The 25,184-nt window shown below is 39.9% G+C and carries 19 protein-coding genes; 4 read left to right on the top strand and 15 right to left on the bottom strand.

Annotated features, from left to right (window positions below; translation table 11 throughout):
- Nucleotides 1-11 precede the first annotated feature (11 nt).
- The 7 genes from R9C00_03630 to R9C00_03600 form a co-directional block, all read right to left on the bottom strand.
- Complete coding sequence (locus tag R9C00_03630; protein WPO36535.1) at nucleotides 12-395, bottom strand: VOC family protein; 384 nt, start codon at nucleotides 393-395, stop codon at nucleotides 12-14.
- Between the two features lie 70 nt (nucleotides 396-465).
- The gene (locus R9C00_03625) at nucleotides 466-1,032 is read right to left on the bottom strand and encodes a Crp/Fnr family transcriptional regulator (GenBank protein WPO36534.1); all 567 of its coding nucleotides are present in this window, start codon (nucleotides 1,030-1,032) and stop codon (nucleotides 466-468) included.
- A gap of 238 nt (nucleotides 1,033-1,270) precedes the next feature.
- Nucleotides 1,271-3,622 carry a prolyl oligopeptidase family serine peptidase gene (locus R9C00_03620; protein ID WPO36533.1) on the bottom strand — a complete coding sequence of 784 codons (2,352 nt, stop codon included), beginning with the start codon at nucleotides 3,620-3,622 and terminating at the stop codon, nucleotides 1,271-1,273.
- A gap of 291 nt (nucleotides 3,623-3,913) precedes the next feature.
- Nucleotides 3,914-4,378, bottom strand: a complete 465-nt coding sequence (tnpA, locus tag R9C00_03615; GenBank protein WPO36532.1) for an IS200/IS605 family transposase — start codon at nucleotides 4,376-4,378, stop codon at nucleotides 3,914-3,916.
- A gap of 436 nt (nucleotides 4,379-4,814) precedes the next feature.
- Complete coding sequence (locus tag R9C00_03610) at nucleotides 4,815-6,038, bottom strand: M56 family metallopeptidase (GenBank protein WPO36531.1); 1,224 nt, start codon at nucleotides 6,036-6,038, stop codon at nucleotides 4,815-4,817.
- Nucleotides 6,039-6,123: 85 nt separating this feature from the next.
- On the bottom strand, nucleotides 6,124-6,501 hold the full coding sequence (locus R9C00_03605; protein ID WPO36530.1) for a BlaI/MecI/CopY family transcriptional regulator: 378 nt from the start codon (nucleotides 6,499-6,501) through the stop codon (nucleotides 6,124-6,126).
- 161 nt (nucleotides 6,502-6,662) lie between these two features.
- The gene (locus tag R9C00_03600) at nucleotides 6,663-7,667 is read right to left on the bottom strand and encodes a beta-ketoacyl-ACP synthase III (GenBank protein WPO36529.1); all 1,005 of its coding nucleotides are present in this window, start codon (nucleotides 7,665-7,667) and stop codon (nucleotides 6,663-6,665) included.
- 366 nt (nucleotides 7,668-8,033) lie between these two features.
- On the opposite strand from R9C00_03600, the gene R9C00_03595 reads away from it, so the two are divergent.
- The 4 genes from R9C00_03595 to R9C00_03580 all read left to right on the top strand — a co-directional run bounded on the left by R9C00_03595 (nucleotide 8,034) and on the right by R9C00_03580 (nucleotide 13,053).
- Nucleotides 8,034-8,912, top strand: a complete 879-nt coding sequence (locus R9C00_03595) for a polysaccharide biosynthesis/export family protein (GenBank protein ID WPO36528.1) — start codon at nucleotides 8,034-8,036, stop codon at nucleotides 8,910-8,912.
- A gap of 13 nt (nucleotides 8,913-8,925) precedes the next feature.
- Nucleotides 8,926-11,352 (top strand): polysaccharide biosynthesis tyrosine autokinase, encoded by a 2,427-nt coding sequence (locus R9C00_03590; protein ID WPO36527.1) that lies wholly within the window; start codon nucleotides 8,926-8,928, stop codon nucleotides 11,350-11,352.
- Nucleotides 11,353-11,411: 59 nt separating this feature from the next.
- On the top strand, nucleotides 11,412-12,110 hold the full coding sequence (locus R9C00_03585; protein WPO36526.1) for a CpsB/CapC family capsule biosynthesis tyrosine phosphatase: 699 nt from the start codon (nucleotides 11,412-11,414) through the stop codon (nucleotides 12,108-12,110).
- 64 nt (nucleotides 12,111-12,174) lie between these two features.
- A complete protein-coding gene (locus R9C00_03580; protein ID WPO36525.1) occupies nucleotides 12,175-13,053 on the top strand; it encodes a hypothetical protein in 879 nt (292 codons plus the stop codon).
- Between the two features lie 23 nt (nucleotides 13,054-13,076).
- Here R9C00_03580 and R9C00_03575 read toward each other — a convergent pair whose 3' ends face one another.
- The 8 genes from R9C00_03575 to R9C00_03540 all read right to left on the bottom strand — a co-directional run bounded on the left by R9C00_03575 (nucleotide 13,077) and on the right by R9C00_03540 (nucleotide 25,075).
- Entirely contained in the window at nucleotides 13,077-14,945 is a 1,869-nt protein-coding gene (locus R9C00_03575; protein WPO36524.1) for a mucoidy inhibitor MuiA family protein, read from the bottom strand.
- A gap of 175 nt (nucleotides 14,946-15,120) precedes the next feature.
- Complete coding sequence (locus R9C00_03570) at nucleotides 15,121-16,005, bottom strand: DUF2167 domain-containing protein (protein WPO36523.1); 885 nt, start codon at nucleotides 16,003-16,005, stop codon at nucleotides 15,121-15,123.
- A gap of 195 nt (nucleotides 16,006-16,200) precedes the next feature.
- A complete protein-coding gene (locus tag R9C00_03565; GenBank protein ID WPO36522.1) occupies nucleotides 16,201-17,559 on the bottom strand; it encodes a Gfo/Idh/MocA family oxidoreductase in 1,359 nt (452 codons plus the stop codon).
- A 287-nt stretch (nucleotides 17,560-17,846) separates the two neighbouring features.
- The gene (locus R9C00_03560) at nucleotides 17,847-18,917 is read right to left on the bottom strand and encodes a M42 family metallopeptidase (protein WPO36521.1); all 1,071 of its coding nucleotides are present in this window, start codon (nucleotides 18,915-18,917) and stop codon (nucleotides 17,847-17,849) included.
- A 130-nt stretch (nucleotides 18,918-19,047) separates the two neighbouring features.
- Nucleotides 19,048-20,469: an MBL fold metallo-hydrolase gene (locus tag R9C00_03555; GenBank protein ID WPO36520.1), complete on the bottom strand. Its 1,422-nt coding sequence runs from the start codon at nucleotides 20,467-20,469 to the stop codon at nucleotides 19,048-19,050.
- Between the two features lie 93 nt (nucleotides 20,470-20,562).
- Nucleotides 20,563-21,648, bottom strand: coding sequence for an ATP-binding protein (locus R9C00_03550; GenBank protein WPO36519.1), 1,086 nt, complete (start codon nucleotides 21,646-21,648; stop codon nucleotides 20,563-20,565).
- Nucleotides 21,649-21,879: 231 nt separating this feature from the next.
- Nucleotides 21,880-22,575 (bottom strand): response regulator transcription factor, encoded by a 696-nt coding sequence (locus tag R9C00_03545; protein ID WPO36518.1) that lies wholly within the window; start codon nucleotides 22,573-22,575, stop codon nucleotides 21,880-21,882.
- 223 nt (nucleotides 22,576-22,798) lie between these two features.
- Entirely contained in the window at nucleotides 22,799-25,075 is a 2,277-nt protein-coding gene (locus R9C00_03540) for a peptidylprolyl isomerase (protein WPO36517.1), read from the bottom strand.
- Between the last annotated feature and the right edge of the window lie 109 nt (nucleotides 25,076-25,184).

Raw genomic sequence — 25,184 nt, 5'->3', positions numbered from 1 at the left:
GTTTTAGCTTTCTAAGCCTTAAATGGTTGAATGTATTTAATTATATCTATTCCTATTCCGTTTGGATCTTCTATTGCAAAGTGCCTCTCGCCCCATGGTTCATCTCTTATGGTGACCTTTATTTCAACACCGAGCTTTTTTAGCTCAAAATATAACTTATCCACATCTTCAACTTCAATAGTTAAAAACAGGCCTTCTCCAAGAAAAGGCTTATGGAAGAAAGGATGTTGAGTCTGGTGATTTGGTTTCAGAAAGCCTACTTTATCTTGTTCATTAGGCGTAGTGAGAAGTAGGTAGAAATCGTTTTCAAACTGTATTCTAAAGCCTAAATTTTGGGTATAAAAGGATTTTGTTTCTGAAAGTTTTTCTGTTAAAATTCCAGCATTTAGTTTCATATCAACTGCTTTTAATGACTATCTGAATCACAAAAGTCACCTTAAAAAATCAACTATACATTGATATAGATCAAGAACGTTTAACAATTTTTCTTCTTATCCTACTAACTGTTTCGGGGCTTACATTTAGATAGGATGCAATTTCATATTGCGGAATCTCAGCAGTAATTTTCTTATTTGTCCTTATAAGCTTTAAGTACCTTTCTTCGGCACTCAAAAGCCTCAAGTCTTCCCATTTTTCATGGGTACTTAGAAAGAGCTTTTCCGCTACTTTCCTCGCTAAATCGAAAGTAAAAGGGTTCTTTTTATCAAATTCAGCTAATTTCTCTCGAGTTGTTATTCTTAAAACAGATTTCTTCAAACAAATAATATCCTTATTGGAAGGTTCATTTTTCAAGAAACTATAATAATTGGCTACAAAGTTATTAGGAAACGCAAAGTCGTCAATAACTGATTTTTCATCCTTTATAAGAATACATTTTAAAAGCCCTTCTTCTACAAACCCAATTTTATGGCTTACCCTCCCAAAACTCACAAACTTTTCACCTGGATTTAAAACTTTCCTTTCAAAACAAGATGAAAACAGTTCTGCTTCGTGTTTTGATATTTTAAATGTATCTATTAAAAATGACTCCATAATTTTGAATAATTACACTTCAACATCCCCGTATATCAACCACTGGCTTTGTTATTTTCCTTAAGGATTGAATTTCCCTCACTTTTGTTTTGAAGAAGGAAAAACACGGCATAAATGTATGAAAAACTTTGTTTGGAGAACAAGAAGAAAAAACGTCCGGGACACTTCGAGCGACCCGGACGTTCATCACATTTTTCATTCCCTCATTAGCATATCAGCACATCTACTCATTACCAAATTATTCTCCAATAGTCTCCTCAAACAGCTCATAAATTCGGCGGTACTCGTCAGCCCAGCTGCTGGCTTCTACGAATCCGTGCCTTTCGAGGGGAAATACAGCCAAGTCCCAGTCGGTTTTACTTAGCTCTATCAAGCGCTGAGAAAGCCTTACTACATCTTGGAAGTGTACATTGTCATCAACCATCCCGTGCAACATCACTAGTTTGCCTTCTAAGCCTTCTGCGTGGTAAATGGGCGAGCTTTTGTAGTAGGCAATGCTGTCTTCCACGGGCGTGTTGAGGATGTTGGAAGTGTAGCCGTGGTTGTAGTGCGCCCAGTCAGTAACGGAGCGGAGGGCTGCCCCGCTCTGGAAGGTTTCGGGCGAGGTGAACAGTGCCATCAGCGTGATGAACCCGCCGTAAGAGCCGCCATAAATCCCTAATCGCTTTGCATCAATCCCGTGCTCTTCTACCAAATATTTTGCCCCATCTACTTGATCGGAAAGGTCTTTTCCACCCATCCAGCGGTAGATTCCCGTACGCCAGTCTCTACCGTAGCCGTCGCTGCCTCGGTAATCGATATCTAGCACCGTGTAGCCCATGTCGGTGAGGAAATTGTGGAACATGTATTCGCGGTAGTAGCTGCTCCACCAGTTATGTACATTTTGCAGATAGCCCGCCCCGTGGACAAAAATCACGGCCGCTCCATTTGGCTTTTCAGGCTTGTAAACCCTAGCGGGAACTTCCGCCCCATCGCTTGCCTTAAAGCGAACAATTTCGGGCTTACGCCAGTCGTATTTTTTGAATTCCTCCGTGGTCGATTCGGTGAGCTGCGTCATTTCCGCACCCGCCTTATTTTCCATCACAAAAAGCTCCCAAGGCTGGTTGCTGTACGAATACCTCACCGCCAAATACTTTTCGTCGGGGGACATGCTCACCACGTTTGCCCCTTCTTTGGAAGTGATTTGCTCCATTTTTCCACCATTTACCGACATTTTGTAAAAGTGGTTTACGTGTGGGGAAACCTTGTTGCTTTGGATGTAAAAATGGGCTTTGTCGTTCGAGAGCCTTGCGCTTCGGATTTCAAACTCGCCTTTGGTCAGCGCTTTTTTCTTTTTCTTTGAGATGTTATAAGTATAAAGGTGGGAATAGCCCGTTTCTTCCGATTGGAACCAAACCGTTTGGTTATCGGGCAGCCAGCCGAGGTTTCCCCTGCTAAAGTTCCAAGAGGAAATACCAGGACCTCCTACCCACGCCTCGTCTCGCTGGCGGTCGATGAGTTCCAGCTTTCTCGTGGGCAAATCGAGCAGCATAATCCAGCGGTCTTTGTTGTCGAGCGAGCGGATGTTCACCACCGCTTTCCCCTCTTCCGAATAAACAGGACCTTGGAACACCACCTCCCTTGGGGTTTCATATTTTGGGTCAAATTCGCCTTCGGTATAGTCTTTCAAAAACTCGGGCTTGTCGAAAATTCCTTCAATTTGCTCGGTGTCGATGGCAAACGCCGTGTCTTTTTCCACATCGTACACCCAAAACTCGTAGGTATCTTGGGGGCTGCCCACTTTGCTTCGGGCATTGATATGTTCCGTTTTCCCCGATTGGGTCACGTAATAAGGCACTTCCGTGCGTTCACTTTTTGCATCCTTTGAAATATTGTACGTAACAAATTTCAAGTCGGGGCTCGCCTGAATGTTGAACGCCGAATGCTTGCCAAGATAAATTTCCAACGGGCGATTTGGCTTCAACGCCTCCCTCCTTTCTTCCGAAAGCTCTTTCTCCCGCTTGCGCTTGGCTAAAATATCGATGTATTCCAATTGGTCATTTTCAAGCCATTGCTCATGGGCTGGCAAAGCCTTTTCTTTTTTCTCATTTCCCTTCTTAAAATTGGTAAGCTGAGAAGTTGCTCCCGTTTCTATATTCCACACAAACAGGTTGTTGCCGGCAGAATAAACAATGCTTTTTCCATCGCCCGAAAAGCTTGGGTTGCGTTCGGAAGCCAGTGTATTGGTAAGTTGGGTTTTCTTACCCGAAGCAGTTTCATAGAGAAACAAATCGCCTGATTTTTCATAGACCATCAGTTTTCTATCTGCACTGAACTCACCCAATTCTACTTGAGATTTGAGCTCTTCAACTCCTACTTTTTCAATGTTTTTTGAGCCCACGCTGACCTTATAGGTACTGCGGAGTGTGTCGCCATCGGGATTCCAACTAAAGTAAATGGTTTTGCTATCTGCGCCCCATTCCACCCTGCTGGGCAGGTAGCCCACAAATTTTTCTCCTTGCATAATTTCCTTTATGGAAAGCTCGGAGGTATACTGGGCGAAGGAAGATATACTTGAGAACAGAAATAGAATAATCAGTAATTTTTTCATCTTGATTCTTTGTAGTTGTGATTCAAAAATGTGGTTGTAGGGCAAGTATAGTGATTGTTGATGTTTTTTCCGCAAATGGATGCAGGAAGGATGGGAATTGGAGAAGAATAGACATTCTGCAACCTCTACGAGGTTGTATATTTCTTGCTTTCTGAAACTACAATACTGTAACCTCTACGAGGTTATACCATTTCGCCAAAGCGAACTCCGTAGGAGTTCCAGTATTGTAGTTTCATGCGAATAGATGAAAAACAACGCTGTAGGCGTTGCAGAATCCAAAACAGCTCCTTCCTACTCAAAAAACTCGAACAGAAACCGTTCATCGTGTTCGATTTCAAACTTTCTCAAAAGCTCGGTATATTCCTTTCTGAAATTGAATTTTTGATGGTGCTGCTCTTGGTTTTGGATGTACCGAAAAACCTTGTCCAAGTCGGATTTGCTATAGGAAAATGCTCCGTACCCATCTTGCCAGCCAAATTTGCCAGCCAACCAATTTTGTTCATTGATAAAAAGGGATGAACTGCGTTTCAAATCCCTCACTGTATCTGAAATTGAAATGGTGGGGTTCAATCCCAACAGCACATGCACATGGTCAGACATCCCATTGATTATGATACTTTTATGCCCTTTGTTGTTTAGGTGGACAGCCATGTGGGAATATACTTTTTCACGCTGTTCTTTCCGCAACATTCCTTTTCTTGACTTTACCGCAAATACGAGTTGGATAATCAGTTGGGTGAAAACTCCAGGTTTCATAACATGATGTTTTCTGTTCAATTTCGGGAAAAGAGAAGGAATATTCAAATGAATTGTGATGTTTTGTTCTGCCTTTTTGGGGAAAGATAGTGGTTGGAGGTGAGTTGTTGTATTCTGCAACCTCTACGAGGTTGGCTTTCTTGTTTTTTGTTCCTACAATATCGTAACTTCCCGCTAAAGGCAGGACAGGTTCTATGAGCTTGTTTTTCTTTTGTTTTTGCCTTTCGACAAAGCGAACTCCGTAGGAGTTCCACTATTGTAGTTTCATGCGAATAGATGAAAAACAACGCTGTAGGCGTTGCAGAAACGCAGTCTAAAAAATGCCCGGCACTTTAGCTTTATAGTTTATTAATCAAAAAAATTCTAATTATTACCAACCCCAAAAATCCCCTAAGCCACAGCACAGAGGATTTCAATTCAACGTAAAACCTTGGATCTATTCAAGCTTGAAGTTTATAGGCAGGATTAATCTCTGATTTACTTTCTGCCCTCTCTGTTCCCCTGGAGTCCAATTTGGCATGCCCTCTATCACTCTCCTCGCTTCATTATCACAGCCTGCCCCTATTCCCTTTTTAACCTTCACATTACTTATGGAACCATCTTTCAAAACAATAAACTCAACATATACTTTTCCTTCTACACCTTCACTTTTTGCTTGTTCTGGATATTTCAATTCTTGTACGAGATAATTAGAAATAAATGCTTGAACCCCACCTTGAGGCTGGGCTGGCTTTTCTACAATCTCAAACACAAGGTCAGGCTCGGCTTCAGATTCAGAGACTTTAGCTTTCTTTTCAATTGACTCTTCCACTGACGAATCAGTACAAGCATATGAAATGAACAATAGAGCGGCAATGGGCAACACCATTACCAACTTAAAACTTGCTTTGAATGACGTTTTTGATTTTTCTAACATGGCAATTCTCTTTTTAATTGGGGGTTGGTTAAAACTATGAACTATTTGAAGATTAAAACTTTCTAAAAAACTACTGACCAACAACTTGCGGTAAGAATTCACATCTGTTTTGCGAAGTACGTTGGCGTCGGCAATGAACTCGTGCTGCTCCGAAAGGGCGGTTTTGAAAAAGTACACCACGGGGTTGAACCATAGCAGGGCTTTTACCAGCTCCATGAACAAGATATCGAGCGAGTGGCGGCCTCGGATATGAGCAAGTTCGTGCTGTACTATTTTTTCTTCTTCTGTTTTTTCTAGCCCAGCTTTATTGTTCCAAAAAAGAAAGTGGAGGAAGGCAAAAGTGGGCATTTTCCCCTCGGTCAAAATCAGCCGATAACCGTCTTTGGAAATACTTTTGAGCTTTTTTGCTTGAATAAAAAGCTTAGAGATCCTCGCCCCTACTCTTAGTATCATGAATGTAGCAACGGAAATATACCCAACCATTAGCCACTCCATCCAGGTCATTGATGTATCTGCCGAAGGGTTCACTTCCATATTGAGGGAGAGAAAAACAGTGGAAATGACGCCGTTTTCAGAAGAATTCCAAAGTTCTAATTCCAGCAAAGGCACGGTAATGGAAAACAAGGCTGTCGCTAGCAAATAATAACGGTTGCGCTCAAAAAAGGTATCTCGCTGCAAAAACAGGAGGTAAAACCCGTAAAACACAAGGAGGCAAACCGACGATTCGATGAGGTAGTTTATCATGGTTTTAATATTTTGATTCTTAAAATTCTTTGAGGTTTTTCAACGCCGTGGAAGGCTCGAATGACGACGACAAAGCCCCTTCTAGCTAACCCTTATCTTCTTCTCCTTTATCTTCATCGAGGTGCTTGAGCAGCTCTTCCATTTCTTTGATATCCACATCGTTGCGGGAGGCGAAGAAAGAAACCATTTTCTCGAACGAACCGCTGAAATATCCCGAAATAAAGCTTTTGAGGTATTGTTCGCTGTACTTTTCCTTGCTTACAGTGGGGAAATATTCGTGGGTTTTTCCATAGGCTTTGTGGTCAATAAACCCTTTGCCCTCCAAAATCCGAACAAGTGTAGAAACAGTGTTGTAGGCAGGTTTTGGTTCAGACATTTTTGCAATAATGTCTTTTACAAATCCTTTTTCCAGTTCCCACAAAATCTGCATCACTTGCTCCTCTGCTGTTGTTAACTTTTTCATTTCTCTTTCAGGTTATTTATTTCTTAAAACAAGTATAAAACTAATTTTTTAGTTATACAACTAAATTAAAAATTAATTAACTAAATCATTAGTTATTTAATATAAAAAACTACCCTATACCGAAGTATAGGGCAGTTCAAACGATTTCTACCCGAAAATCTTTACCATTTTATAAGTGCACTGGCCCAAGTAAACCCACTGCCAAAAGCTGCAAGGCACACTAAGTCACCCTCTTTTATTTTGCCCATTTCGAAGGCTTCTGTCAGCCCGATGGGAATAGATGCTGCCGTGGTATTCCCATAGCGCATGATACTGTGGTGTATTTTCTCATCGGGCAAGCCCAATCTCTTCTGCACAAACTGAGAAATTCTCAAGTTTGCTTGATGGGGAATAAGCATATCTATATCACCCAACTCTAAACCGTTAGCTTCAAGAGCTTCGCCTATTACTTCTGGAAAGCGAACCACGGCATTTTTGAACACAAACTGCCCGTTCATCACAGGGTAGTAGCTTCCTCCCGGCTCAATCATGTCTGGAGTAAACCTATCTTTTTTGCTAAAACCAGGATCGATCGTCGCTAACTCTTCCGCATGCTCTCCTTGACTGTGAAGGTGCGTGGAGAGGATTCCTTGCCCTTCTTTTTCGGTTGGTTGTATAACCGCAGCCCCTGCCCCATCACCAAAAATTACGGCAATATGCCTACCGCTATCAGAATAATCCATTCCCATAGAATGTATCTCTGCCCCAACGAGCAAAATATTTTTGTACATCCCAGTTTTGATGTATTGGTCGGCAATGGAAAGTCCGTACACAAAGCCTGAGCATTGCGCCCGCACGTCGATCGCCCCAACATTTCCACAACCCAACTCGCGCTGCAATAGCACACCCGAACCTGGGAACATATAATCAGCACTGAGAGTGGCATACACAATAAGGTCAATGTCTTTGGCAGTTACTCCAGCCCTTTCCATAGCAATTCGAGAAGCTTTTGCCCCCATTTTGTAGTTAGCATCTTCTTCAAGATCTACAATATAACGACGCTGCTCTATTCCTGTTCGCTCCTTTATCCACTCATCGGTCGTATTTACTCTTTTTGATAAGTCGTCATTGGTCACTACATTGTCCGGTACATAAAATCCTAATCCGGCAATTTTGGCTCTTTTCATCTTTATAAATGTTTTTATTGGTCATAAAATGCTTTTTTTATAGGTAGAACAAAAAGCATTTTTGTATCCAGTTATACCTTAGATTAAAAAATAATTCATCTATTGAAAGCTAAATTAGCAATCCTTGGAATTAAACCTAAGAGTTGGCTATAAAAAGGTGTTTAGTGATAAAACATATGCCAAAAGTTCAATGATTTAGGTTAAATAATTGGAAATGAATTGAACCACTTATCGAATCTTCGTTTTGTACCAAAAGTTAATGTGTATATTTGCCAATAGGCAATGAGAATAAAAAGCTCATGTTCATGGAAAACCTATTGATCACAGTATTCTAACTAACCCTAACACATAATATAAAGACAGATAATGAACTATTTAAATACCAGCACTCTTCTGCTTTTAGCAACTATCTGTTTGCAATCTTGCGCTTCTTTCAAACAAAACATTCTATTTTCTACCGAAAATGAAATAAACCCAGAAGTTTTTGACCAAAGCTTTAACAGGGCAGTAAAGGCATATAGATTTGAACCATATGATGTTTTAGCGTTTACCATTTATACGAACAACGGTGAACGCCTAATTGATCCCAATGCAGAGTTTGAAATTGGAGATCAACCTTCAATTTCTGATGGAGGAGTAAATAGGCAGCAGCAACAAAATCAACAAGGAGGACAAACTAATAGCCTCTTAAACTTTCCCATCACCAGCAACAATATGGCACCTCGTTCCTATTTGCTAGATGAATCAGGGGTTTCTGAACTACCGCTTATTGGAAAAGTAAAGTTAGGCGGCTTCACATTAGAACAAGCCGATAGTCTGTTAAGCGAGAAGTATGCTACTTACTACGAAAAGCCCTTTGTAAAAACTCAATATTTAAATAAGCGTGTCATTATAATGGGGGCTTTGGGCGATATGGTTATGCCACTTAGAAATGAGAACATGACTTTAGTGGAGGTCCTGGCTTTGGCAGGAAGTGTACAAAATAGGTCAAAGCCAGATAAAATACGGTTGATCAGGGGAGATGTAGAAAACCCTAGTGTAAAAATAATTGACCTAACAACAATGGAAGGCTATACAAAATCAAACATAATAGTAGAGCCTAATGATATTATTTATGTAGAAGCTAAGCGTAGGTTGGACCGCGAGACATTTACAGACTTAACGGTGCTTCTAACTCCTATTACAGCTATTACAAGTATGACTATCACCGTATTGTTGTTGATCGAAACTCTTAAAAAAGAATAATAAAAAGAAAAGAATGTCAGACAATCCTTTTCAAAATATATCTGTAGAAGAACCTGAGGAGTCGAGTATTCTAGATAGTTTCGATTTAGAAAAATTCCTATTCGTACTCAGAAAAAGCATCTTTGCTATTATCTTAATAGCCTTGCTCTGTGGCGTAGGTGTGTTCTTATTTTTACGATACACTAAACCGGTGTATGAGGCCAACACTACCCTAAAACTCGAATTCCAAAGCTCTAGCCAGTTGCTTAATTTAGACATTGGTTTTTTCAACGAAGGGATCGATGCAATCAACCTTGCAGGGGAAATAGCGCTCATTCGCTCAAAACTAATTTTTCATGATGTAATTGATTCCGCTGACTTACGCATTTCTTATTTTTTAGATGGAGACTTCCTGTCTGAAGAGAAATACCAGTCTAGCCCTTTCGTAGTTGATTTCAAACTTAAGGACCAGAGCTTTGTAAATAAAAAGATGTTCGTAAGGGTAAATGACCCCTATACATTTGAGTTGATATATGAAAAAGATAAAATTGAATATTCAAGGAACTGCCGTTTTGGAGAGTATATTGAAAATGATTTTTTTGCACTAACTGTTACTTCAAGGCGCTCCCGCTTTCCTGAGGTAAAGTATGGGCAATACTTCTTTGTTTATAATAGCGATGAAGTACTCTACAGTTACTTATCGAAATTCCTCATAGTAGATGTAGAGAACAAAGTGGCAAACACTATTGCCATTTCTTTTAGCGATTTTAATAAAAACAAAGCTACTGAAGTACTCAAAGCAGTAAACCAAAGCTATTTGGTAAAAACTATTGAAAACAAAAACAGGGTATACGAGCAATCGCTCAGCTTTTTGGAAAGGCAATTTGTACTAGTAAAAGACACGCTAGATTTTTATGAAAAGGAAATAGAGAAATTTAAGGATGTTCAAAAGCTTCCTATAAAAGACGATGTATATAATCTTTTTTCAAAAATTGAAGTTGCACAAACTGAAAAAACACGTATAGAATTTGAGTTAGAAAGCTACACCGAAATTGAAAAACTGATCCAAGCAGACTCCAGTATTTCTTACATTAGTATGGTAGCAGGACTCTTAAATGACAGCCAGTTATCTGGAATATTGACAACTATGCAGACTCTCCAAGCAGATGCTGAGCGAATTATTAACTACTACAAAGAAACTACAACTGCTAGAAAAAAAATAGATAGGGAACTTGCAGCACAAATTTGGGAAATCAATAAGTTAATTGATTTTAAGAAGGAACTTTTGCGAAAGCAAATTCAAAAAATAAACCTTCAACTTAACGAGTATGAAGCTTCAATGCTTGAAGATACAGATGAGACTTCTGAATTTAAAAAAATAAATCGATACTATAGTTTCTATGATAAAGTAGCCAACGATATAATAGGCAAAAGACTTCAAATAGAAATAGCGAAGGCAGGTACAGTACCCGACTTTAGGGTTCTCTCTCCTCCAAATGCTAAATCTGAGCCTATTTACCCTGTCGCTCTTCTTATATATGCCGTAGGGGCAATTGCAGCTCTTTTCTTTTCAGTCACCTTTGTATTTGTAAGGTATCTTACCAACAACAAGATCAACAACTTGAAGGAGCTTCAAAAGCATATAAAGGCTCCTATATTAGGCATGGTACCTAAAGTACAAGAAGAATTTGCTTATTCACAACTATTGGTAGACAAGAGACCAAAATCGAATATTAGTGAGTCTATAAGAGCTATTCGAACTAACCTAGAATTTATCGCTTCTGAGCACAAGCAAAAAACTATTTCTGTTACTTCAACCATTAGTGGTGAAGGAAAAACTTTTGTAGCAGTAAACTTAGGAGGGATTATCGCTATGGCCGATACAAAAGTATTGGTCATTGACCTCGACCTTAGGAAACCAAAGGTCCATTTAGCATTCAATGGAAGCAATGGCAGAGGAGTATCTACGATTTTAATAGGTAGGCATGAAGCAAGTGAATGCATTGTAAAATCAGACATTCCGACGTTACATTATCTGTCAGCAGGACCTATCCCTCCTAACCCTTCGGAGTTAATTATGTCCGAAGCCTTTGATAAATTACTAGAAAAGCTGAAATTAGAGTATGATACTATAATTTTGGATTCCCCTCCTGTAGGACTCGTTACAGATGGGGTGATTGTTATGAAAAAGGCGGATATTCCTATTTATGTATTTAGAGCGGGATATTCGAAAGTTGCATTTACAGCTAGCGTAAATAACTTATTTGAAATAAATAAGTTGAACAATATATCTGTAATACTGAACGCAGCTGATGTTAAAAACAGTTATGGTTATAGCTATTATAGCCCTGCTTACGGATATGGCTATAATTATAGCCAGTACAGTGAAGGCGGTAGTCAAGGATATTATGACGAAACCGAAAAAACAATACCTTGGTGGAAAAAGATAATTAACAGATAACTATGCTATCAATCTTTAAAAATATAAAAAGTTCAAAAAAGAAACCTGAATTCAAACCCGTGGAGCCACTAAAAGTGGATATGCATTCTCATTTGCTCCCTGGAATTGATGATGGTTCTAAAAATATACCTCAAACCCTTGAAATGATCAGACAAATGATTGACATGGGGTATGAAAAACTAATAATGACGCCACATATTATCAGTGACTCATATAAAAACACGCCTGAAATAATCCTCGAAAAGCTAGATAGGGTAAAAGAAAAAGTAGAACAACAAAAGCTTAATATAGAGCTGGAAGCTGCAGCTGAATACTACCTTGATGAGGCATTTATAAAAATGCTGGAAAACAATGATAAACTCCTCACCTTTGGTGGAAACTACTTATTATTTGAAACAGCATTTATCAACAGAAGCAGTCAATTTGACCATGCTATCTTCCTGATGCAGTCTTTGGGCTACCAACCTGTTTTTGCCCACCCAGAGCGTTACATTTATTTGTATGATAGCTATGAGGAATTTGCCAAACTGAAAGAACGGGGGGTAATGCTTCAGGTCAATATAAACTCACTAGCTGGCTATTACTCGAAAACAGCGAGAGAAGTAGCTGAAAAACTGATAGATGATGGGTTGATCTCATTTTTGGGGTCGGACTGCCACAGTAAAAGACATTTCCCCCACATGGAAAAAGCTAGGCAAACACCTCATTACAATAAAGCCCTTCAGCAAAAAATGTTAAATAACTCATTGTTAAGCTAGAAGACTAGTTCAACAATGAGTTTTCCTAAACTGTAACAAACTATAGGTTTGTAATCGACATCGTATGGTCTATTTGTTATCTGGAAGCAAAGAAATCCCAGAATCTTATATCGCACAGCTACTACTCAAACAAAATACTTTAGTAAAAGTCCTTGCTAATACTGCAGAAGACAAAAAGTACTATCAAGGTATATCCCCTGAGCTACAAATTGTTGAAGGAAGTTTGGAAGATGTTTTTTCCCTTGATGAAGCACTTAGTTCCATAGATATGGTCATACATAGCAATATGGATATAAAGGAAGAGCGGTTTGAAAAAATGAGGCATTCATATGTGGAAAAAACTACTAATCTAGTCAACTTGTGCCTCTTAAAGACAGTGAAACTGTGCTACATAGGCAGTGTACTGGCACTGGGGGTAGTAAAAAAGCAAGTCGATGATATAGATGAAAACTTTAAATGGGAAAACCAACCGCTGCAGACCGACCGGCACAGAATTGCCAACCTGGCCGAAACGGAGGTTTGGAGGGGAATAGAAGAAGGGTTGGAAGCTCTGATAATCAATTCAACACTCTGTCTTTCTCCAAAATTAGATTTTCAGGGTAGTTTGAGCGCCATCAAAAAAAATGGTCAACTAAAAGTAAGTTATACTGATGTGCGGGACTTGGCAGCTGCTACGTTACAACTTTTGGATGCGAATGAGGTAAACAAGAAAGTTATTGTGGATACAGGAAAAATGCCTTTATCCAAATTTACTGAACTAAATACCTCAAGCAATGGATCGAGATTTGGTTTATTCCAATCTGGCAAGCAAAAGCTTCTGGCTACGTTTGGTATTGAAAACCTTATAGATATAAACTACAAAAGCAAGCATCCTCTCATGCAGAATTTTCAGTTCCGTTCCATGGAAGATACTTGCTCTTGGATAAGCCCTACTACTACCTAGCAGGTTTTAAGTTTTGCTCAAAATTAATCTACTATCAAACTTCTATTTTTAGGATACTTAACCAAATATCTCAGCTCAAACTCTTTCTTTTCCGAAGGTTGGATGGTAAAATCCCATTTTATCTCGCCAGTTTCTAAGTTGTGCTTAGCATTTGAAAGGTTTTCAATTTTTACTTCAATTTCTTCTAAAGTAGAAATAGGCACTTGATCGAGAACTACCATATCTATTGCCTGGCTCTTGTTGTTTTTCACAACCGTACGCCAAGTTCTCGTATCTTGCTTTTTGTTACCAATAAATTGCTTTGTGGTGAAATCTTTTACCTTCTCTCTCGAAACCACTACATTTTTATCTCTTCCCAAAGAAATCTGCAAGGTATCGGTCGCATTACGGACATCTAAGATAGACTTGCCCACATACGTTCCTTCAAAAAATAAATTCGCCTCTCCTTCTAGCAAGTTATATTTCTCCCAATCAACTATGTTGGCAATCAAGAAAGCATCTTTGTCAATTTTAGGAACGCAATAGTACTGGAAGGTTGCCGAAAGCGAATACACTTCCATATCTACCGAATAACTCTTATTATCAGACTTCACTGAGTAAGGCATTTTTATCTCAAAATCTACCGTAGTCTGATTTTCTACTTGAGCAAGAGGTACGGAACTTTGCCCTCTAACACTCTTCATAGTGGGGGCTGCAGCTCCTGCAGCAGTATTCCTGCCCTTAGCTTTTCTACTTCTTGTGCCATAGCCTGTTACCACTACTTCATCTAGCGCAACCATATCTGGGGACATGGTCAAATTGATATTACTACTTCCAATTGGCAATGTTTCAGTCTGGTACCCGATGTATGAAAATACCAGTTCTGAAGCATTATTGGGCAAAGAAAGAGTGTATTTTCCGTCAATATTAGTAGTAGTCCCTACTGTTGAGCCATTTACTACAACAGTAACACCTGGCAAGGGCCCACCATCTTCATGTCTTACTATCCCACTTACCGAGCTCAATGATCGGTCATAAACAGGAGGTGCGGTATAGTAGCCGAGGTAATAAGTAATAAGTTCAGGAGCAATTCCCGATACATTTGGATCTGCTGACGAGAACTTCAGCTTTACGTTTTTCCATTCAATTTTGGTATCCTGTTTCACATTGGCTTTGTAGATAATCTCAACAGGCTCGTTTATGTTTTTTGCCCTTATATCATAACTAGGAAACCAACCCGCATTCCCTACCACATACGAAAGTTCAAAATCTACACTCGCATTTTTCTTCGCATCTACTTTTACTAAAATTTCGCCATTAGGAAATTCTCTTTTCCCCGAAATCGTATTTATCTGACTATTGATATCACTTTTTTTCTCACTTAATTCCATCATTTTAGCACTTAGTTCAATTTCCTTGAGCTTAAGCGCAGTCAATCTTTTGCCATAATATTCCGAAGTTTCTTTAAAGTTTGTAACGCTCAACCCCTGATCTTTGCCACTGATATTTTTATTTGTCATGAGGAAAGAAAGTTCTTCCTGCAAAATAGCCATATACGTACTTTGCAATTTCATTTCTTTATCAAGCACAGCCAATTGCTTTTCCAGCTCGTCTAGCTCTTTCGATTTATCTAGCTTATCTAGGTAATTTTGTTGATGATTTACCGAAAGCACTGTCACATCGCCCTCAGCTTTCACTTGCACACTTTTAGCATCTATAAAAGGAGAAAGGTTTATAAATTTCAGAACAGTCTCCCCTGCTGGAATATTTACCGATTTTTTCCGTGTGACTTGTGCCCCTTCTATAAACACGGTTACTTCCTTCACTTCTGTTTTTACCTCTTGTTCTTTAGGACTTTGTGCCAAAAGGTTTGAAAAAACCAAACTTAAAAAAAATAATGTTACTACTTTCATTTGACGGTTTTATAAGGTTTTAATAATTGAATTTTCTATTAAAATCACAGACTTGAAAACCCATTAAGGCACGCAAGTTATCTACAAGATGCAACTCTAAAGTAGATTCCATAAATTAGGAATAAAAAAATCTCTACTTTCGTAGAGATTTTTTTATTCAACACAAATACAACCATTATTCCTTTGCGCCAAAAAACTTCTTGCGGAGTAAACCAAACAACCCTACTGCTCCAATGGCAATAAACTTCCAAGCTTTTGCTATTACCGCAAAAAAGCCAGCTTTTGCCAACACTTTCCCCGCTACCAATCCGCCAATTCCGTAAGCAGCTACCCTATCCATCTTAGGATTGAATTCTCCATATTTATACCCTTCGTTGAACTCAACAGAACCTAATATTTTATCAACATCTTGGTTGAAAAGTGGCAAGGCATCCATTTCGCCAATAGCGTTCATTGTCAAGAAACCCTCTCTGCCCAACACCCTAATATTATAGTTCAACGTATTCGTTTCAGCATCACCAAACTTCAATTCTTTGGCCCAGTGAAGTTTTTTATTTTCCTTATCATAAAATGGTGCAGAAGCCCAACCAACTAACGTGATGGGAGCATAACCCTGCTCCACCCTCACCGGATTCACTTCTTCCATATCGCTTTGCATTTCTTCCAAAAGCGCCTCATAGTCTATATCTTCTGCATCTTCGTCTTCAATGTACCCTTCTTCCGAATAAGTGATTTCCACTGCGTAAGTCAAGTCCCCTCCAATAGGCAACGTTTCTTTTGGGAATAAAAGCCCCAGTACCTCAGATGGTGGATTTCCCCATAGGTCGGTAAGAACGAAGTTGCTCTGCTCAGCCCCCAGAAACTTATACCCTTCGGGCACGGTGAGTGTTGCGATTCCCCCATCTAGTTCTACCGTTCCATATTCATAGTTGAACGAATCATTAATACTATCGACGATGTGCTGGTAGGCTTCCATATCTACGACTTCGGTAGAATCGTAAAGTGCAAAAGTTGCCTTGCTCATAAAAAGGCAAAGAATCAAAATTGAGATGTTTTTCATAGCTGTTCGCTTTTAATTGTTAATAGCTGGTTAGTGTTTTTACAAATACCTAAAAAGGTGTATGTAAATTACCATGTGGATTGTTTGGAAACAAACTATGTTTAAAAGCTTAACTTTTGTTAGAAGAATAGGGTAAAATATATGGGCACAAAAAAGCCAAGGCATTGCCTTGGCTCATCTGATATTTTCAACTATCTACGGTCGCTTCGCCATAGGCTTTAAGCTGGTAAGATCTGCTATTTTCACCGGCTTACCAGATTCTATGCTATTGCGGGCAGCTATCCCCACCAAAATAGACATTGCACCATCTCTGGTTCCAGCCGACTGACGGTATGGATCAGCCATATCTGGGGTTTTGAAAATCTTATCTTTAAGGCGAGTATCTCCACCGCCATGTCCGCCTCCACTATGGGGAATGCGTATAAGCTCCGTCTTTCCAAAATTCTTGGTCAGCCTTAGCTCATCATAATTTTCCTTATCCCAAGGCTGCCTTTCTTGTATCCAAGCCTCCAAACGCCCTTTTGTTCCATTAAAAGCAATGCGGTAGCCTTCGTAGGGCGAATAGGTGGTGAGCGAATAACTTACGGTAACATCGTTTGCATACTTGATGGTCGCTGCCATTTTATCATAAATATCAATTTTTTCGCGGAACACACAGCTATCTCGAATGTATCCGTCATGTTCTTCATTTTCGGCATATAAGCCCATTAGATGTTTGCTTTTGGTAATATCCCAATGGAAATCGCAACTATCTTTATGGGTACAAGTACGGCAGCTTTCCCCTCTCATCGCACCATTTTTGCCATAATGCTCTAGTTCCCCAAAAGCAAAAACCTCAGCTGGTTCAGAGTCCAACCACCAGTTGAGCAAATCGAAATGATGGGTAGATTTGTGTACCAAAAGTGTTCCTCCCCTCTCACGCAAGCCATGCCAGCGGCGGAAGTAGGAAGCACCATGGTTCGTATCCAAATACCAGTGAAAATCAACAGAAGTAATATCTCCAATCTCTCCGGCACGAAGTAATTCATATATTTTCTGACGATGGGGCGAATAGCGATAATTAAATGTAACCGTAGTTTTCTTGCCTGTTTTCTTCTCAGCATCCAGAATAGCTTGGCATTTTGTCTCATCGGTGGTCATGGGTTTTTCGGTGATAACATTTGCCCCCATTTCCATGGCTTTGATGATGAACTCATGGTGGGTAGCATCTACCGTGGTCACTATCACCGTATCAGGCTTCTCCTTCTTCATCATTGCTTCAAAGTCGGTGTAAGTATTGCAATCTGCCCCTATAAAATCCTTTCCATATTTCAACCTACCAGGATTGATGTCACAAAGTCCGACAAATTCCACTTGGCCAGCATACTCTTCCACCAATGCCTTTCCCCACATGCTCACCCCTCGTACTCCTGTACCCACTAGGGCTATTTTCATCTTTGCAGCCTTTCCATTGGCAAAGAGGGAAGAAATTGGGTTAGTAGCCAGAAGTGTTCCTACCGCAGCAGTTTTTCCAATAAACTCCCTGCGTTTCATTTCATTCTTTTCAGTTCTCATATTTTGGGTTATTGATGATAAATACTTTATAGAGTAATTTAATTAAAATACCCTTTTTATGCACCCAACATGCCTATTATTATATGTACAAAAAACATTTTTATAAACATCACCCTTGCCCAAACCAAAACTTTACTTTCGAAACTAAAATCAGACTACGAAAAGCATCTTAACAACACAACAGCATACTTTCAATCAGAATATCAAGCTCTCCAACAAAAAAGAGCGATGCCACTTGGATGACATCGCTCTTCTATAGTTTTATAAATTAAACCTTAACCCCTTCCTTACTTGATATACCTAAAATCGTAACCTGATTCTAGCTGGCAAAGGAAATGATACATTAACTTCACTACATTCTTCACATCTAGCTTATGCGCCGACTCAACCGTGGTGTGCATATACTTGAGGGGCAATGAAATCAACGCCGAAGCTACGCCTTCGTTGGAGTAGGCAAAGGCATCGGTATCGGTTCCCGTAGAGCGAGAAGCAGCTGCTTTCTGAACAGGAATTTCTTTCTTCGCAGCAGTATCTAATATCATTTTGAGCAAGTTATTTTGGACTGCTGGTCCATAAGTGAGCACAGGACCATCACCGCACTTGAACTCACCTTGCTTTTTCTTATCGTACATAGGAGCAGTGGTATCGTGGCACACATCTGTAATAATAGCCACATCAGGTTTGATCCTTGCCGCTATCATTTCTGCGCCTCTCAAGCCTATTTCCTCTTGCACCGCATTTACTATATACAGTCCAAATGGGAGCTTAATACCATTTTCATGTAACTTGCGAGCTACTTGGGCGATCATAAAACCACCAACTCTGTTGTCCAAAGCTCTTCCTACCCAGAAGCGATCATTGAGTTCCATCAATTCATCGTCGAAGGTGGCAACGCAGCCAACGTGCACGCCCAATTCCTCCACTTCCTCTTTAGAAGAGCAGCCGCAATCCAAAAAGATATTATCTGTAGTAGGAATTTCTTCTTTTATCCTATTGCGCACATGGATAGCAGGCCAGCCAAACACAGCCTTCACTGTTCCTTTTTCGGTATGAATATTCACCCTTTTGGAAGGTGCTATCTGATGATCGGAACCTCCATTTCGGGTCACATAAATATAACCTTCAGAGGAAATATAATTTACAAACCAAGAAATCTCATCGGCGTGAGCCTCTATTACCACTTTGTATTTCGCATTTGGGTTTATTACAGCTACCGCCGTTCCATAAGTATCGGTGAAATAATCGTCGGTGTAAGGTTTGATATAGTCGAGCCAAATCTTCTGCCCCGGAGTTTCAAAACCAGTGGGAGAAGGGTTGTTGAGGTATTCGTAAAGGAATTTTTTTGTATGGTTATCCATTGTCTATCAGATTTTTGAATTTGTGATGTAAGCAAAAGAATATTCTAGTTTTTACCAGATAATACTTACTAAAAACTGCTTCGTACCAAATTTAAACAATTCTACATTCTAACAAAGAGTTTCCCCTCTCCTATAGCTCAAAAGACTGTCCTTTTTCTGGCATGGTAACATTCTGATAGCCTTTTTCCTTCAACACTTCGGAAAAGCCTTCCATAGATTCTTCTTCCCCATGCACCAAGAATATATTTTTGAGCTTGGAAGCATCTTGATAACCCACAAATTCTAACAAATCATTTTGGTCGCCATGACCGCTGAATGCATCTGTGTAAATCACTTTTGCCAATACGGGCACATTTTTTTGCCCCAGCTCCACCATTCCATTTTTCATGTTGAGCAGTTGGTTGCCAAACGTCCCCTCGGCACTGTAGCCCACCATCAATATGGTACAGTTAGGGTTTTGAATATTGGCCCTAATGTGAAATTGGATGCGTCCACCCTCCAGCATTCCCGACGAGGAAATGATAATAGCCGGTTCTTTTTTGGACGCCAAACGTTTGCTTTCCAAAGCAGATTCTACGTACTCCATTTGTTCGAAGTTGAAAAGCCCTTTGTGCTTCTCGGAGAACTCTTGGGAGTCTTCGTTGAGATAATTGGTATAAAGATCATAAGCCTTGTTGCATTCCTGACCCAACGGGCTATCGGAAAAAATTCTGATCGGAGGCAATTTCTTCTTCGCAAAAAGCTTGTGGAGGGTATAAATAATTGCCTGGGTTCTCCCCACACTAAAAGCGGGAATGAGCAGGCGACCGGGCTTATCCACACAGGCTTCTTTCACCGCTTGGGCGATGGCTGTTTCGGTTTCTTGCCTCGATTCGTGCGACCTAATACCGTAGGTAGTCTCGCAAATGAGGTAATCTGCCTGAGGCATGGGCGCAGGATCTTGGAGCAAAGGATAGTCCTTCCTGCCAATATCACCGGAAAACAAGAAAGATTTTTTCTTTCCACCTTCCGTTACTTCCAAATAAACACTTGCCGCTCCTAGCAAATGCCCCGTAGGCTGCAAAGAAACTACAATGTTCTTGGTAAGTTGGTATCTTTTAGAAAAATGAAGCGGGGAAAACCCTTTTATGGCTTCGTCCACATGCTTTTCTAAAAACAGTGTTTCAGGGTTGAACTTTGGCTCATAATTAGGGATTTTGCTCCTTTTCTTATGATAATCGTTGATTTTCCTTCTATTAAGGTTTGCCGAATCGTAGAGTAAGAGTTTGGTAAGGTCACGGGTGGGAAAGGTGGTAAAAATTTTCCCTTCAAAACCTTCCCTATACAAGTTAGGGATTTTACCAGAATGATCTAGGTGGGCATGTGTAAGCAGCACTGCATTGACCATACTCGCCTCAAATGGAAACAATGAACCAGGAAAAGCTGGCATATCTTCCTCTTGGCTTCTCATGTCCATCCCGCAGTCTATCAACAGCCTAAAGTCATCGTCAAATTCGAGTAGGAACATGCTGCCCGTTACCTGTCTCGCCGCACCCCAAAAAGTCAGTTTCATTCTATGATATCAATTTTTCCCCCAAAGGTAAGGAGAAAATTGGGGAAAGCACCTGCCCGAAGGCAAACTAGCTCAGTCAAGCAACTATTTCACTTAACTTTCTTCATCGTAATCAGCCGTTTTTTCTAAGCGCTTCTCGCTTTCTTTCGCTTTTTCCAATTGGAATTTGAAAGTCGTACCTTCACCTAATTTACTATCGATGGTGATCCGAGAGTCATGCCCTTCCACTATGTGTTTCACAATAGCCAAACCCAAACCAGTACCGCCTTGCTTTTTCGACCTGCTTTTATCCACCCTGTAAAAGCGTTCAAATAACCTTCCTACATGCTCCGGGGCAATACCGGGACCATTATCTATTACCGAAACTATTATCTTGTCTGCTGTCTCTTCAAAGTGCACCTTCAACAAACCACTCTCCAAACCATATTTGATCGCATTGCTTATCAGGTTGGACATCACTTGGAATATCCGGTTCACATCGGCTTTTACCTTGAACCCATCTTCCCTTATATTATCGATCATCATCGTGATACCCTTTTTATTGGCTTTCTTCTCTAGCTGATCGAATACGTCGAGGGTAACATCTTGAATATCGAACGTACTAAATTGCATACGGATCACGCCTGATTCTATTTGAGAAAGAACCAAAAGATCCTGAACTAGTGCATCTAGCCCGCTAAGGCTTTTTGCTGCTTTTTTCAGGAATTTATACTTTACGTTCTCATCGTCCACTGCACCGTCGAGCAAGGTGAGTACATAACCTTGGGCGGCAAAAATTGGTGTTTTTAGCTCATGGGATACGTCTGCAATGAACTCTTTCCTGTAAACTTCTAGCCTTTTCAACTTCTCAATTTCCTCCTCCTTTCGAGCCATGTAGGCTTTTATTTCCTCATTGATCCGCCTAACAGGATTATTACTACCTTCTTTGTTGGGCTTTCGCTCGTAATCCATATCCTGAGAGGTAATTTTTTCCAAATGCGAATAAATTTCGTTTATCTCTTTGAAAATCAAGAACTCTAGGGTGATATAAATAAGAATAAAAGCCGTGGAAAATGAAATTCCTCCAGCCACTACCAGCAAGGAAACACCCGCACTTCCCAACAAGGATAAAAATGCAATGGTTACTAATGCTATTGATCCTGCCAACAGTAGCGATACAGCCCTTGGGTTGATGAGCATGCTAGAAATATTTAGGTGAGGTTTATGTAAATCTAAAATTTGTACTCAGAGTATGTTTAAAATTTAAGTTTTCAAGCGAAACTGCTCAGTTTGGGGTTTTCACTTCGAAATAGGTAAAATTTAAACATGCTCTCAATTCAGTATGGAGGTAAAACAAGGTGTTTTTTTATAAAGAAATGGGGCGACTTGTGTAAGAGCCTCCCCATTTTTATTTATTCTTAAATTAAAAAACTAGTCTTGGAGCTCAAATTTATATCCTACTCCTTTCACTGTTTTTATAAACTCGTTGCCAATTTTTTCTCTCACCCTTCGTATGTGTACATCAACTGTTCTTGCCAATACATACACATCCGACCCCCAAATATTTGTCAACAATTCGTCTCTGCTAAATACTTTATTTGGGCTCTCGGCCAAGAAATAAAGCAATTCAAATTCCTTTTTAGGAAGGGAAATCTTATTGCCTTCCATGTGTAGGGTGTAGCTGCTCTTGTCTATGGTAAATTTACCGATATTTATCACGTCAGACTCTTCCTTAGAGCGCTTAAGCTCTCTGCGGAAAATAGCATTTATTCGGCTCACAAGTGCCCTTGGTTTGATAGGCTTGGTAAGATAATCGTCTGCTCCTACGTCAAATGCAGCCACTTCCGAGTACTCCTCTGCACGCGCAGTAAGGAAAATGATAAACGTATCGCTAAGCTCGGGCATTTCCCTCAGCATTCGGCATGCTTCCACACCATCCATCACTGGCATCATGATATCCATTAATACCAAATCCGGTTTGTTAACTTTGGCGCTTTCCACACATTTGCGTCCATCTGAAGCTGTATTTACCTCAAACCCCTCTTTTTCAAGATTGTACTTCAACATCTCTACGATATCCGGCTCGTCGTCTACAACCAGAATTCTTTGATTATTCTTCTTGCTCATGGTTAATTTCTTACTAGAGGTATGCTCTATTCGCTGGCTATTCTTTAGGCCAACTGATGAAAGAATTTTTACCTGAAGATTTAACATCTTACACTCAGGATTTACCTAGTCCCATTTGAACTATATAAAGATAAAATTAAATCATCTACCCGAGCAAACATAAACGCTGAAATTTGTTGACAAAGATTAAAACTTACAGTAACACTAACGTAACAAATAAGCCCTATCCTTTAACTAACCTTTGCAGAGCAGCATGATTTATATGGACTTCGTATTTCTTATTTAGTTTTTCCAACCACTTTTCTTCCAAGAAAGATTGGTAGTCTGAAATTACCTGTCCTCTTATCTCTGAAAGTTTTTTATCGCCCGCAGGGATTAGTTCTTTTATCAAAACATAGTAAAACCTTCCTTCCTTCTCAAAAGTGGAACTTCCTACTTTCCAAGTCACCAAATCTAGCAACTCATTTTCCCCTTTTTCAAATGTGCTGGAGTTGACTGTCATCGCCAGTGCGTTGTCATTGCTAAACTTTTGGGCAAGCAACTCTAGTGAATCTGTCATTACGGTTAGTGTAATCCCACCTTTCTCCGTCTTCGCTTTCTTGTTTTGTGAGGGCTCCCTTATTAACTCTTCTACCATTCCCATTCCTATCAACCGTTCTTTTATGGCATCAAACCTATCTTGGGAAATACTCTTTGGTTCTCCTTTCACATAAGTTGCAGAAGTATACAGTTGGCTATTGGTATATTGTGAAAAATCTTGAAATAAAGAATCTACTATTTTCTTAGCTTGTACCCCTAAGCTATCACTTGCTTTTTCAAAAGAAACAACCTTATCCGATAGGCCTGGCAGGGTAAAAAGACCATTTGCTTTATAAATTTTAAGAGAATCTATAAGCGTTTGGCTTTCTGCACTAAAAATAGATGCTTCGGCACGCTCGTTCCACTGGTAGCTACCTTGATTTTCTTCGAAGTAAATTCTCAAGCCAGTTGTATCTTTAGTAGCTGGAGACCAAACTTCATTTTCCATCACTTGGAACAGCAACAAGCCTTCCTGATACTCCCGCTCCAAGTGGCGGAACTCAGGATATTTAGTAGCTAACTGCGACTCTTCGTACATCAGAAGCGTTTCTTCAACAAAAGTAGTGTATAACCTTAATGCATAATCTTGCCACAAAGAATCCCTGTTAGGCAACTGGTTTTTCTTTACATACTGGTAAAATGTATTTACATCTTGCCTCTTGTCAGCCAATGTAAGTAAAGTACTCGACAAAAGTTTTTTGTCATCCGGTACTTCCCACACCCCTTTCAAAAGTCTATCATCAAACTGAGCGAGCATTTTCTTTTTTACCTTGGCATTTTCTTTCAGCCCATACTCTTTTTTCAATCCCTCTATAAATCGCTTCTTTGTTGTTGCAGACCTCGAATCTCTTGATACCTTTCTCTTGAGCTGCGATTGCATATTTTTAAAAGAATCGAGCGGCTCTCTATCTATGAGCTTAATGATATGCCAACCATATGGCGTGCGGATCGGCTCGCTAAAGTCGCCTGGCTCTTTTAGTTTAAATGCTGCTTCCGCATAAGTCTCTAACATGCTCCCCGCAGAAAACCATTTGAGTTCTCCACCTTTGGACTTGGTGATCATATCTTCGGAAAACTGTTGACAAAGCGTTGTCCAATCCTCTCCACTTTTCAGCTTTTTCTCTACTTCCACAATTTTCCTGTATGCGGCTAGCGTATCCGCAGGATCCATACCTTCCGTAGAGCGGATCATGATATGCGCTGTTTTCACACTTCCATTGCTAGGTCGCTTGTCAGATACATAGATAATATGATAACCAAACTGTGTACGAACAGGCTTAGACACTTCCCCAACTGGAGTTTGAAAAGCAGTAGATTCAAACTCATACACCATCTGCAATGCAGTAAAATACCCAAGGTATCCTCCATTTTTTTTAGCTGAAGGGTCTTCTGAGTAGTTGATAGCCAATTCTTTAAAAGGTTCGCCACTTTTAGCCTTTTTATAAATCTCCATGGCACGCTTGTAGGCTTTTAGCGTATCTTCCGGACTTGCATATTGCGATACATTTACCAAAATATGGCTTGCCTGTACTTCTTGCTTCATCCGCTCGTACGCCTCCACCACCATCGCTTCAATTGCTTTACTATCGGCAAGGTAAGGTTCCACCAGTTGTTTGCGGTAGGTTTCATATTCTTGGGTGTACGTAGGATCGTCATCTATACCCTGACTGCGAGCCTCCATTACCTTCAGCTTAAACTTAACAAACAAGTCGAGGTATTCTTCTAAGCTTTCCTGTGTGTAAGCCTTTGGGTTGTCTTGGTAGTTTTTATTATAGAGGTACTCAAAATCAGAAAGCAAGACATCTACCGTGTCAATAGTCATTATTACATCGTCTTTTTCCTCCTGCTCTTGCGAAAAAAGCTGCGAAGCACTTCCCAAAAAAATAAGGCAACTCAATAAAAGATGTTTTTTCAAACTCATGATCAACCTAAAGTATTTGTTCTAAAAAAGATTACCAACTAAAATGGACTTGGTAACCGTAAAGTTTGTCAAGCTCAAATCTACTGATTGCTACTGAAAAAAAATACCC

This window comes from Flammeovirgaceae bacterium SG7u.111, from assembly GCA_034044135.1.
Taxonomy (GTDB): Bacteria; Bacteroidota; Bacteroidia; order Cytophagales; family Flammeovirgaceae.
The sequence above is the reverse complement of the archived record's forward strand: the minus strand, read 5'-3'. Positions and strand labels throughout refer to the sequence as shown.